General features: G+C 52.2%; 7 protein-coding genes and 3 rRNA genes. 3 read left to right on the forward strand and 7 right to left on the reverse strand.

The window, feature by feature from the left end; genetic code table 11:
* Nucleotides 1–537 precede the first annotated feature (537 nt).
* Entirely contained in the window at nucleotides 538–738 is a 201-nt protein-coding gene (locus CSTAT_RS06985) for a hypothetical protein (protein ID WP_075722924.1), read from the reverse strand.
* A 595-nt stretch (nucleotides 739–1,333) separates the two neighbouring features.
* Between CSTAT_RS06985 and CSTAT_RS06990 the strand changes: the two genes are divergently transcribed.
* Nucleotides 1,334–1,759 carry a hypothetical protein gene (locus CSTAT_RS06990; protein ID WP_244892801.1) on the forward strand — a complete coding sequence of 142 codons (426 nt, stop codon included), beginning with the start codon at nucleotides 1,334–1,336 and terminating at the stop codon, nucleotides 1,757–1,759.
* Between the two features lie 296 nt (nucleotides 1,760–2,055).
* Here CSTAT_RS06990 and CSTAT_RS06995 read toward each other — a convergent pair whose 3' ends face one another.
* Together CSTAT_RS06995 and cmtR are read right to left on the reverse strand one after the other, a co-directional pair.
* Nucleotides 2,056–2,703 carry a cation efflux transmembrane domain-containing protein gene (locus CSTAT_RS06995; protein WP_066794229.1) on the reverse strand — a complete coding sequence of 216 codons (648 nt, stop codon included), beginning with the start codon at nucleotides 2,701–2,703 and terminating at the stop codon, nucleotides 2,056–2,058.
* Nucleotides 2,700–3,056, reverse strand: a complete 357-nt coding sequence (cmtR, locus tag CSTAT_RS07000; protein WP_075722926.1) for a Cd(II)/Pb(II)-sensing metalloregulatory transcriptional regulator CmtR — start codon at nucleotides 3,054–3,056, stop codon at nucleotides 2,700–2,702. Before cmtR ends, CSTAT_RS06995 begins: the two co-directional genes overlap by 4 nt.
* Nucleotides 3,057–3,800: 744 nt before the next feature.
* Between cmtR and CSTAT_RS07010 the strand changes: the two genes are divergently transcribed.
* Together CSTAT_RS07010 and CSTAT_RS07015 are read left to right on the forward strand one after the other, a co-directional pair.
* A complete protein-coding gene (locus CSTAT_RS07010; RefSeq protein WP_272867671.1) occupies nucleotides 3,801–4,250 on the forward strand; it encodes a replication initiation protein in 450 nt (149 codons plus the stop codon).
* Between the two features lie 241 nt (nucleotides 4,251–4,491).
* On the forward strand, nucleotides 4,492–4,821 hold the full coding sequence (locus CSTAT_RS07015; protein ID WP_156845099.1) for a hypothetical protein: 330 nt from the start codon (nucleotides 4,492–4,494) through the stop codon (nucleotides 4,819–4,821).
* Nucleotides 4,822–5,095: 274 nt separating this feature from the next.
* On the opposite strand, the gene rrf is transcribed toward CSTAT_RS07015, so the two are convergent.
* The 4 genes from rrf to tyrS all read right to left on the reverse strand — a co-directional run bounded on the left by rrf (nucleotide 5,096) and on the right by tyrS (nucleotide 12,465).
* A 5S ribosomal RNA gene (rrf, locus tag CSTAT_RS07020) occupies nucleotides 5,096–5,214 on the reverse strand.
* Between the two features lie 157 nt (nucleotides 5,215–5,371).
* Nucleotides 5,372–8,447 (reverse strand): 23S ribosomal RNA (locus CSTAT_RS07025).
* Nucleotides 8,448–8,983: 536 nt separating this feature from the next.
* Nucleotides 8,984–10,506 (reverse strand): 16S ribosomal RNA (locus CSTAT_RS07030).
* The 16S, 23S and 5S rRNA genes sit together here, the layout of an rRNA operon.
* 696 nt (nucleotides 10,507–11,202) lie before the next feature.
* Nucleotides 11,203–12,465, reverse strand: a complete 1,263-nt coding sequence (gene tyrS / locus CSTAT_RS07035) for a tyrosine--tRNA ligase (RefSeq protein ID WP_066794240.1) — start codon at nucleotides 12,463–12,465, stop codon at nucleotides 11,203–11,205.
* Nucleotides 12,466–12,484 lie beyond the last annotated feature (19 nt).

Here is a 12,484-nt window from a genome sequence, read left to right on the forward strand (position 1 = left end):
CGGTCGGGATTTTTTGTACTTATTCATCGCGATCGCATAAGCCAGCAAAATATTCGCCTGGAAGTAGTCTAGGCGGAAGGTTGATGGCGGAAGGGTGTACAAACGGTCCTCGACCACTGCGGAGCAGTACTAAAGTCGGGCTGGCTCCAAAGCTCTTCTTCGCTATCCTTGCTATAGGAAACCGAAATCCAGTTATCGCTAGGTAAACCTGCTTGGACGTACTCCAATGCAAGACTGATGATCTCCCCTCGGCCCTTACCCACCGAGGTATCACCCTTGATATCCTCCGGCACCTCAGTCAGGTCGAAGCCCAAACGAGAAAGGCTGGTGATTCTGAGGAGCTTCCGGTGTAAGCGCTGCTGCCCCTTCTCCATCGCCGAAGACAATGGAGGATGAGGTAGTGCCAACGGGAAGCGCAATCTGATCCCGCACTTCGTCAGTACGGTTGTCGAAATCAGCGACGACTTCCTCAGCTTCTTCCTCTTGGCCGTTGGCTTCACCAATCCTTGTGGTGACGTCCTGCCAAGACGCGTCAGACTAATCAACCACCAGGACTGATACGATCTGCTCGAGTCGGTCAATCTCATCGAATGCTGAGTCGCCGGAGTTCTTCGCTACGACGATGGAATCGGGCGCATAAGCTACTGCGCTCTGAATCGGGTCAGGTGTTGTCCCAGAAATTATTAACGCCCTGCTCTTTAACCTCATCAGAGCATTGGATGAAGAAACCGTTTTCATCACTCAAGAATAGACAGCACCGTTGATCACCTTTCGCTTGCGGACCAAAGTCGTCGTCTTCCTTTTCAAACTATCTGTATAAGGACAAGACCGGTCGCGCGTTCTTCTGGGCTTCACACCTCCCAGGGCAAATCCATATGGGTACCCCGTAAGCATTTGCAGTGCTGTACGACCCCCAAATGGTCTGTGTCCGACTGATGAGTAAACCCTCACCGGTAATTGACAACATGCCCATTACAGACAGACTTGCCTTACATCAGAATGACCGAAAGCAAATATGTCAGAAAGAGTATGCATACATGGCCAAAACCGACAGATTTAGCACATTAGAAATACCCGCGATCATGTCGGGCTTGCACTCACTACCGACATCCCGAGGGACTGGCCTCCACGGTGGGACTCCATGGAGGGCCTCCTTAACATCCCAAGCGCCTGCCTAGTTAACGGCAAACTCCCAGGAGCGGATAGATAAGCCTACCGAAGCCTCCGCGAGACAGCAGAGCCTGCATGGGCATCCGGAGCGATTCTGAACACCGGTACCAAAACCGAAAGAACAGCGTCTAACCGCACTGCGCGGTTCAACCAGTTGTACACGTTGCCACAGCTTGAGGAGCATCTGCCCGGTCACGGACTGATGCCGCCACCATCCTGGCGGCGCACACGACGCAAAACCCTGTGGGTCTGGGACGCAACTGCGCGATCTTTGAAACCGCTCGGACTTGGGCATATCGGGAACTCCGCCACCACCTTGGAAATTCTCACGGCTTTTACCGCAATCAGCCAACATGCATTCGAACTCAACAGCGAGTTCAGCGAACCACTTCCGACAAACGAGGCCCATCAAATTGCCACCCGCATCCACAAATGGTTCACCACCCAATCACGGATGTGGGCCGACGGGCCAGCCGTCTACGAAGCTACCTTCACCACAATCCAATCAGCACGAGGAAAAAGCAGCGCAGCAACTCGTTTAGCGAAGCAAAAAGCTCTGATCGGGAAAGCTATCAACGATGACAACTAGAGAACGAATTCCCCGCAACGGTAAAACTGCACGTGAGGTCGCCGAAAACCGGCTTGTGCATTCGCAACATCATGGAATGGACAAGCCGAGCCCAGAGAGAACTACCTCAGCCGTGCTGAAGAACGTCGGCAGAAGATCCAGGAGCTGCGCAAACCAGGATGATCCATACGCGCCATTGCAGCCGAAGTCGGATGCTCAGTGGACTCCGTTTACAATGCGATTAATAGCGACGCATGATCTCTCGCTCCTAAAAGTTGCGGTTAACTTCGTTGGCAACGTGGTAAGCATGGACGGGGTTAATCGTCATCTATTTCATCGAGGACCTCAAAGGGAGATTCAACGTCTCCCCGCCAGGCCTCAAGCCCTTCACGCACAGCGAGGAAGGCCACGATAAGCGCTGCGACAGCGTCCGCCCAATCCCAGCCAAAAAGCGAGTTGAGCACCAGACCCAACAGGACCGTTCCGGACAAATAGACGCAAAGTACAAGCTGCTTGGCGTCGGCCATAACGCTCTTGGAATTCAGTTCGCGGCCGGTGCGGTATTCGAACCACGCCAGTGCTGGCATCACAATCAAGCTCAACACGGCGATCCCGATCCCCAGCGGGCTGTGCTCCACCGGTGTGGTGCCGGTCAACGCTAAAATAGAATCGATTGTCACGTACGCTGCCAAGGCGAAGAAGGCGATGGCGATGAGCTTGACGGTGACTTTCTCCCAGCGTTCGGGATCCGTGCGAGTGAATTGCCAGGCGACGGCCACAGCGGACAGAACTTCAATCACGGAATCGAGGCCAAAGGCAATCAAGGCTCCTGACGAGGCCTGAGAACCGGCAATAATAGCGACGATGGCTTCGATGACGTTGTAGGTGATCGTGAACCCAACGATGAATCGTACGCGGCGATGTAGCTGAGCTCGGCGCTGTTCAGTAATAGTCGGTGCGCTCAACGGGCACCTCCCGTGCAACAGTTTTCGATCGGGCAACTCGGGTCGATGCACTGAGCTCCCTCATTGACTGCCAACGTCGTTTCTAAAAGCGCCGACAGCGCACGGGCCAGGTGCGGATCAGCGATCTCATAACGCGTTCTCCTGCCTTCCAGCTCCGCGACAACGATTCCACAATCCCGCAAGCATGCGAGGTGATTTGAAACGTTGGACCGCGAAAGTTCCAGATCTCGAGTGATGATCGCCGGATAGGACGGCCCATCGAGAAGTAGCAGCAGGATTCGTGACCGAGTTGGGTCGGCCATCGCACGGCCCAATCGGTTCATCACATCAAGACGGTTAGTAATGGTCAGCATATACTGAATAGTACACCAATCACTGAACCTTCATTATTTTTCCTTGCCGCACAGTACTTTATGACGAGCTTGGCTTCAACCTGGAAGAAAAAAGATCTAACAAACATCCCCAAGCCCAGTGCAACGGACCATTCATGGGTCCTCCCGAGTAATCTGCGGCAAGGAACGAGCTTAGTTAGGCTCCCTAACTGTCTAGCTCGCTCCGCAACAAGACGGTCGAGGTCAAGCACACTTGTCCGTGCTAAGTGTCTAGCTTGTTCCGCTCTGCGCAAGCATGTCTTTAGGAGAGGGCTGCTCAAATTGCTTCTAGGGGTGACAGAAATGTCAGCCCGTGCACTTTTGTGCCAGAGGTGTGGTCATAATTTTGGAGAGGTTTGGAAGACCTCGAGTGACAGCAATTACTCAAGACCTTACAGAGCAAGCTACTGACCTAGATAGCCTGAGTCTGTTTCGTCTGAATCCCTCCTTCGGGAGGACGTTGCACTTGGCTGATTTGAGGGTGGTGCATTTAGGTAGGAAGCTTCTACAAGCGCTCATTTGGGTGGACAGCGGAGTCGCTAAAACGACCGCGAATTTGCGGACACATCTGACTTGGTTCCTCGCATCCTTTTAACACGCCTACGGATATCCCAGCGATTGCAGACCAGGTGTGCCATTGCCGAACATACGTCAGAAACCACAACGCGCTAAGAATAGCTTTGGCTACCGATCTGGCAGCTAGCCTCCGACAACCTCAGAGAAGGCATCTACCGCGGCTCTCGTCAGAACGCCCTACAACGCGGCTACATTGAAGCCAATCCCCAGACCGTCAGCAATCTGTTGGGCGTCGATATCGATCACGAGGACGCCCTGCTTAAATCCATCTGGGATCGTGAGGGCTGGCGACCCAACGCGCTAGTCGAAAACCCTGCCAATGGCCATGCACATGCCGTCTGGCCCCTCATAGAGCCCATCACCCGCACTGAATACGCTCGACGCAACCCGCTATCCTTTGCAGCTGCTGTCACCGAAGGGCTGCGCCGCTATGTGCACGGCGATAAAAACTATTCCGGGCTGATGACCAAAAACTCAGACCACGACCACTCGAACGCTTCCTGGTGGTCCAACGAGCTGTACCATGCAGGCAATCCAGCGACTGTTCCGTATTCCGTAGCAAAACCAAGACCCTACTACAACAATTTCAAACGGAAGTAGCCCAAGGCCTAACGTTCAACACCTGGATTTATCTACCGACGAACCGAGTAATTAGAACCGAGTAATTAAAAGCACTTTACTGGTAACTGACGTTGAGGTTTACGCAGAGGAAGTTCCACTACTGAACCTATACCAACCGCATGACTCAGCAATAGTCTATTTCTCCCCCGTAGAAACAACTCTTCGCGGTGACTTTTTAGGCAATACTGAACTCGTAAATGCTTCACTTTGGGACCATATCGTGCCATGGGCAAAGAACTTGGCAAAGAAGGAAGGTCAGGTGTGGACCACGGCCCCAAGTGCCTACACTATTGCAGGCGGTTCTCTAGGTGACTACACAGCCGCCGGCATCGTCGTGTTGCACCATGAGATCGCGCTCATGCCATTGTGCAGTCAGCTGCTCTGTGGTGGCAAGACCGACAATATTGGCTCTTGGAATCTTGGCAAGAGCACCTTGATGCGCCTGATGAAATCAAGCGAGTTATATTTCATGAGTACGGAAGATACGATATTCATTTCTCACGGCAAAACGTGGAGCTCGCCAACGTCTTGTCTCAAGCAGACCACGTAATAAGCACCTGACGCGACTACTAAAGTGGCCACAACTACCGAAGCTGGCGCCACTGCCAAATCGGAGGACATAAACGGATCCTCAACAGCCGCCACCAAAGCTAATGATGGGTCTCCGGGTGGGCACGCACTCCGAATAGAAGCACTACCGACCCCGTATCTACCTCTACGCAGAACGCTCGGCTTCAAGGAAGATTGTAAAACGTCGAAAAGACCCGTGAAAAGAGGTTGTCTCTTCACGGGTCTTTTCTGTATTTAGTTGTGTTTTGTTTAATTGTCGGCGGTAACTTACTCTCCCACACCCTCCCGGGTGCAGTACCATCAGCGCGGGCAGGCTTAGCTTCCGGGTTCGGAATGGGTAACCGGGCGTTTCCCTGCCGCTATCGCCACCGACAAATCATCGGAACAAAGAAGTTCTGATGCCCTGGGGTGTTGTGTCAGATACTGCATAGTGGACGCGTCTCACACCACAAAGGGTGTGCTTGATTTTTGTCTGTGCGACAAGAGTCAATTTTTCTCGTTACGTGTTACAAACCAACAACATGTGTTGGTTGTGTTTGTTTGTTGGTGTATTAGTACCAGTAGCCTTAACATCTTACAATGCGTACAGGTCTGGCCTATCAACCCTATAGTCTGTAGGGAACCTCAACAGAAACCTCATCTTAAAACAGGCTTCCCGCTTAGATGCTTTCAGCGGTTATCCCTTCCGTACGTAGCCAACCAGCCCTGCTCCTGGCGGAACAACTGGCACACCAGAGGTACGTCCGTCCCGGTCCTCTCGTACTAGGGACAGCCTTCTTCAAGTTTCAACGCGCGCGGCGGATAGAGACCGAACTGTCTCACGACGTTCTGAACCCAGCTCGCGTGCCGCTTTAATGGGCGAACAGCCCAACCCTTGGGACCTACTCCAGCCCCAGGATGCGACGAGCCGACATCGAGGTGCCAAACCATCCCGTCGATATGGACTCTTGGGGAAGATCAGCCTGTTATCCCCGGGGTACCTTTTATCCGTTGAGCGACACCACTTCCACAAGTAGGTGCCGGATCACTAGTCCCGACTTTCGTCCCTGCTCGACTTGTAAGTCTCACAGTCAAGCTCCCTTGTGCACTTACACTCACCACCTGATTGCCAACCAGGCTGAGGGAACCTTTGGGCGCCTCCGTTACATTTTAGGAGGCAACCGCCCCAGTTAAACTACCCACCAGGCACTGTCCCCAACCCAGATCATGGGCCAAGGTTCAGGTATCCAATCCGATCAGAGTGGTATTTCAACAACGACTCCACCACAACTAGCGTTGCAGCTTCACAGTCTCCCACCTATCCTACACAAACCGAACCGAACACCAATACCAAGCTATAGTGAAGGTCCCGGGGTCTTTTCGTCCTGCCGCGCGTAACGAGCATCTTTACTCGTAGTGCAATTTCACCGGGCCTGTGGTTGAGACAGCAGAGAAGTCGTTACGCCATTCGTGCAGGTCGGAACTTACCCGACAAGGAATTTCGCTACCTTAGGATGGTTATAGTTACCACCGCCGTTTACTGGGGCTTAAATTCTCAGCTTCGAAACCACAAGGTTTCTAACCGGTCCTCTTAACCTTCCAGCACCGGGCAGGCGTCAGTCCATATACCTCAACTTAACGTCTTCGCATGGACCTGTGTTTTTGATAAACAGTCGCTTCCCTCTATTCTCTGCGACCACCCCACGCTCCACCAGTAAATAGTATCACGTAGCATGGTCCCCCTTCTTCCGAAGTTACGGGGGCATTTTGCCGAATTCCTTAACCACAGTTATCCCGAACGCCTTAGTATTTTCAACCTGACTACCTGTGTCGGTTTGGGGTACGGGCCATATACACACATCGCTAGAGGCTTTTCTCGACAGTACAGGATCACCAACTTCACCAAAAAGGCTCCGCATCACGCCTTAGCCCTAAATAAGTGACGGATTTACCTATCACTTGGCCTACACGCTTACACCAACAATCCACTAAGTGGCATGGCTACCTCACTGTGTCACCCCATCGCTTGGACCACATATCAGGCCCCACGCACGCACACAAAACCAGTAACCCGAAGGCAACCAGAACATGCTTGTGGGTGGTTAGTATCAATGCTTTACCACGGGCGCGCATATACGGGTACCAGAATATCAACTGGTTGTCCATCGACTACGCCTGTCGGCCTCGCCTTAGGTCCCGACTCACCCTGGGAAGACGAACTTGACCCAGGAACCCTTAGTCATCCGGCGGGACAGATTCTCACTGTCCAATTCGTTACTCATGCCTGCATTCTCACTCGCACACAGTCCACAACTCCTTACAGTATTGCTTCAACCCATGCACGACGCTCCCCTACCCAAATATCAAAAATATTTGCCGCGGCTTCGGCGGTGTGCTTGAGCCCCACTACATTGTCGGCGCAAAACCACTCGACCAGTGAGCTATTACGCACTCTTTCAAGGATGGCTGCTTCTAAGCCAACCTCCTGGCTGTCTTCGCGATCTTACATCCTTTTCCACTTAGCACACCCTTAGGGGCCTTAACCGGCGATCTGGGCTGTTTCCCTCTCGACTATGAAGCTTATCCCCCACAGTCTCACTGCCGTAGAACACAACTGGCGGCATTCGGAGTTTGGCTGATGTTGCTAAGATGATAGTCCCGCTCAACCAACCAGTAGCTCTACCTCCACCAGGCTACTACGACGCTGCACCTAAATGCATTTCGGGGAGAACCAGCTATCACGGAGTTTGATTGGCCTTTCACCCCTACCCACAACTCATCCCCGCAGTTTTCAACCTACGTGGGTTCGCGCCTCCACGACGTCTTACCATCGCTTCACACTGGCCATGGGTAGATCACCCCGCTTCGGGTCCAGAACATGCCACTTGCCACCCTAGTTAGGATTCGGTTTCCCTACGGCTACCCCACACGGGTTAACCTCGCGACATGCCGCTGACTCGCAGGCTCATTCTTCAAAAGGCACGCCATCACCCACACAAGGGGCTCTGACGGATTGTAGACACATGGTTTCAGGAACTATTTCACTCCCCTCCCGGGGTACTTTTCACCATTCCCTCACGGTACTCATACACTATCGGTCACACTGAGTATTTAGGCTTACCGGGTGGTCCCGGCAGATTCACAGCAGATTCCACGAGCCCGCTGCTACTCGGGCACCACAACACACACCACACATCGTCTTCACCTACAGGGCTCTCACCTTCTACGGCCGGGCATTCCAACCCACTTCACCTAACAACACATAGCGCGCTCTGTTCTGGTAGAAACAGAAAATCATGGCCCCACAACACCGCATGCACAACCCCTACCAAGTATCACATACACACGGTTTAGCCTCATCCACGTTCGCTCGCCGCTACTAGCAGAATCATTATTATTTTCTCCTCCTGCAGGTACTAAGATGTTTCACTTCCCCACGTATAACCCCCACACTGACTATGAATTCATCAGCAGGTACCTACCCATAACGGCAGGCGGGTTTCCCCATTCGGACATCCTCGGATCAACGCTTAATTGACAACTCCCCGAGGCTTAACGCAGCCTTACACGTCCTTCATCGGCCCAGTATGCCAAGGCATCCACCATGCGCCCTTAAATAACGAACACACACCCCACAACCACCCAGCCAAAAGACCAAGCAACTGCAAGGGTGAACAACCGTAACTAAAAAAATAACTAAACACACAAACAACCAAGCATTAACACCCGATGTTCATGCGCGTTCTCACAGAAAAAATAAGAAAAAATTACACACACCACACAAACCAATGACCAAAGCCAAAACATTCATGCGGTGGATGCTCGCGTCCACTATACAGTTCTCACACAACACCCCACACCACCCTGGGCAAACCACTGCTAAACAGCAACAGTTTGCCTTGACCTGGCGTGAGCATCAGGACCAATCCACAAAAATGGATTGTTGTCCCAGACACCCAACAGTGCACCAACGATTTACCTAGAAAAATTATGTCCCTGTATAAGTGTTTTAAAGAATTCCTGTTACCAACCCTTATATGGTTGGCGGTGTGTTTCCACTCCGATTCAAACCGGTGGCATGACCACATCCGGGCCATCAACCACCAACCCAACAACACCATGGTTACTACCACGTGGTGGGTTATATAAATAATGCTCCTTAGAAAGGAGGTGATCCAGCCGCACCTTCCGGTACGGCTACCTTGTTACGACTTCGTCCCAATCGCCGATCCCACCTTCGACAGCTCCCTAACAAGTTTAGGCCACTGGCTTCGGGTGTTACCAACTTTCATGACGTGACGGGCGGTGTGTACAAGGCCCGGGAACGTATTCACCGCAGCGTTGCTGATCTGCGATTACTAGCGACTCCGACTTCATGGGGTCGAGTTGCAGACCCCAATCCGAACTAAGGCCGACTTTCAGGGATTCGCTCCACCTTACGATGTCGCTGCCCACTGTATCGACCATTGTAGCATGTGTGAAGCCCTGGACATAAGGGGCATGATGATTTGACGTCATCCCCACCTTCCTCCGAGTTAACCCCGGCAGTCTCTCATGAGTTCCCACCATAACGTGCTGGCAACATAAGACAAGGGTTGCGCTCGTTGCGGGACTTAACCCAACATCTCACGACACGAGCTGACGACAACCATGCACCACCTGTATACAGACCACAAGGGAAAGACTATCTCTAGCCCGATCCTGTATATGTCAAGCCCAGGTAAGGTTCTTCGCGTTGCATCGAATTAATCCACATGCTCCGCCGCTTGTGCGGGCCCCCGTCAATTCCTTTGAGTTTTAGCCTTGCGGCCGTACTCCCCAGGCGGGGCGCTTAATGCGTTAGCTACGGCACAGAAGACGTGGAAGCCCCCTACACCTAGCGCCCACCGTTTACGGCATGGACTACCAGGGTATCTAATCCTGTTCGCTACCCATGCTTTCGCTCCTCAGCGTCAGTAACTGCCCAGAGACCTGCCTTCGCCATCGGTGTTCCTCCTGATATCTGCGCATTTCACCGCTACACCAGGAATTCCAGTCTCCCCTACAGCACTCAAGTTATGCCCGTATCGCCTGCACGCCCGAAGTTAAGCCCCGGGATTTCACAGACGACGCGACAAACCACCTACGAGCTCTTTACGCCCAGTAATTCCGGACAACGCTTGCACCCTACGTATTACCGCGGCTGCTGGCACGTAGTTAGCCGGTGCTTCTTATCTACCTACCGTCACCCGAAGGCTTCGTCGATAGCGAAAGGAGTTTACAACCCGAAGGCCTTCATCCCCCACGCGGCGTCGCTGCATCAGGCTTGCGCCCATTGTGCAATATTCCCCACTGCTGCCTCCCGTAGGAGTCTGGGCCGTATCTCAGTCCCAATGTGTCCGTACACCCTCTCAGGCCGGATACCCGTCGCCGCCTTGGTAGGCCATTACCCCACCAACAAGCTGATAGGCCGCAGGCTCATCCCACACCGCAAAAGCTTTCCACCACACCATCCAAGATGCGGTCCTATATGGTATTAGACCCAGTTTCCCAGGCTTATCCCACAGTGCAGGGCAGATCACCCACGTGTTACTCACCCGTTCGCCACTCGAGTACCTCTAGCAAGCTAGAGGCCTTTCCGTTCGACTTGCATGTGTTAAGCACGCCGCCAGCGTTCATCCTGAGCCAGGATCAAACTCTCCACAAAAAAGGCGTGAAAAGCCCAAAACCTAACAAAAAAGACAAACAACACACACAAAGCGCTTAAACCCCATGTGTGAAGCTGACCAAAAATTACTACATAAAGAAATCAACAAACCCAACCAAACCAAAATCCAGCTGAGCAAGGTAAAAGTGTTTTATCTCCGTATTAAATACAGACAACAATTACATCGATTCAATATGCACCGTTAAAAAAGTTTAACTATTTTCAATGACACTCCATAACGACAAGTGACATCCGGTACACACCAACAACCAAACACTAATCAAAGTATCTAGTCCAACATAATCCTCATCCACACAACACAGACAAAAATATAAAATCTAGTACATTGGTACACTATTGAGTTCTCAGACAACAACCACACAAGATGATTTGAGCTTCTTCTAAGAAGCTTTCGTCTCTCTTGGCTGGAGTTACTACCTTAGACAATCTGTTTAAAGTTTGTCAACCGGTTGTTAACTTTTGTGCCGCACGCTCTCTCGCGGCGACTTGGACTAATTTACACAGTACCGAGATCTTTGACAAATCTTCAGGTAAATCATCGTTTTAGCTCTAAGAATGAAAAGAAGCCCCGCATCATTTCATCTGAAGTCTGCGCTAATGCAAGGTTAATTGCTTTAAACGGTGCTTTGGATGAAAGGCTGCGGGGCTTTCAAGCTTTGAAGTTATGTCTCGCTTTTAGTTGGTGCGGTGGATTCCGGCGAAGTTCTTCTTGCCGCGGCGCATAACCAACCATGCTCCATGGAGGAAGTCTTCCGCGGAGGCACTCCAGTCTTCGGACTCGATGCGTTGGTTATTGACATAAGCGCCGCCTTCCTTAATGGTGCGGCGTGCAGCGCCCTTGGAATCAGCCAGACCGGATGCGACCAAAAGATCAACAATGCCGAAGGAATCTTCTGCACCTAGTTCGGCAACATTGGTTTCAGAGAGGGCACCTTCGAGAGTCTTCTCATCCAACTCAGTGAGTTCGGCACGACCAAAGAGTGCTTGCGCGGCAAGTTCCACTGCCTTGGTTGCCTCTTCACCGTGAACCAAGTTGGTCATCTCTTGTGCCAGGCGGCGCTGAGCAGCACGCTTGAATGGTTCTTCTTCTACTGCCTTGGCGTATTCGGCGATTTCCTCCTGGTTAAGGAAGGTAAACCAACGCAGGTAATCAATGACGACGGAGTCACCAGCATTTAGGAAGTACTGGTACCAGGAGTAAGCAGAAGTCTTTTCCGGATCCAGCCACAGCTTGCCGCCGCCGGTGGACTTACCGAACTTCTGCCCCTGAGCATCGGTAACCAGTGGGCAGGTCAAAGCATGCGCCTTAACGCCGTCAACACGACGGTTAAGGTCCACACCGGAGACAATGTTGCCCCATTGATCGCCGCCACCAACTTGCAAGGTGCAGTTGTACTTACGCTGCAGCTGCACGAAGTCATTCGCTTGCAGCAGCATGTAGGAAAACTCGGTGTAGGAAATACCGTCAGTTTCCAGGCGACGCTTGACGGTGTCGCGATCCAACATGGTGTTGAGGGAGAAGTTCTTGCCCACATCGCGCAAGAAATCAATGACAGACATGTTCATGGTCCAGTCTGCGTTGTTAACCATGGTCGCAGGATTTTCGCCGTCGAAGTCAATAAATTGACGCAGCTGCTTCTTAATAGCTTCGAGGTTGCTGTCGATCTGTTCCTGGGTGAGCATGGAGCGCTCGCCCACATCACGTGGATCGCCAATAAAGCCGGTTGCACCACCTGCGAGAGCCAAGGGCTTATGCCCTGCTTCTTGGAAGCGACGCAACATAATCATGGGGACCAAGTGGCCAGCATGCAGGGAATCACCGGTGGGGTCAAAGCCGACGTAGAGGGTAATTGGCTCTTCACACGCTTCGCGCAGCGCGTCGATGTCGGTGGATTGGTTGATTAGACCGCGCCATTGCAACTCATCAATGATGTTCATATATTCCTCGTTTAGATTG

Source organism: Corynebacterium stationis, assembly GCF_001941345.1.
Classification (GTDB): Bacteria; Actinomycetota; Actinomycetes; order Mycobacteriales; family Mycobacteriaceae; genus Corynebacterium; species Corynebacterium stationis.

Bases quoted from the DNA above. Each gene is read 5' to 3' on its own strand.
- CSTAT_RS06985 (WP_075722924.1), bottom strand. From the start codon at position 738: ATGAAAACGGTTTCTTCATCCAATGCTCTGATGAGGTTAAAGAGCAGG.
- cmtR (WP_075722926.1), bottom strand. From the start codon at position 3,056: ATGCTGACCATTACTAACCGTCTTGATGTGATGAACCGATTGGGCCGT.
- tyrS (WP_066794240.1), bottom strand. From the start codon at position 12,465: ATGAACATCATTGATGAGTTGCAATGGCGCGGTCTAATCAACCAATCC.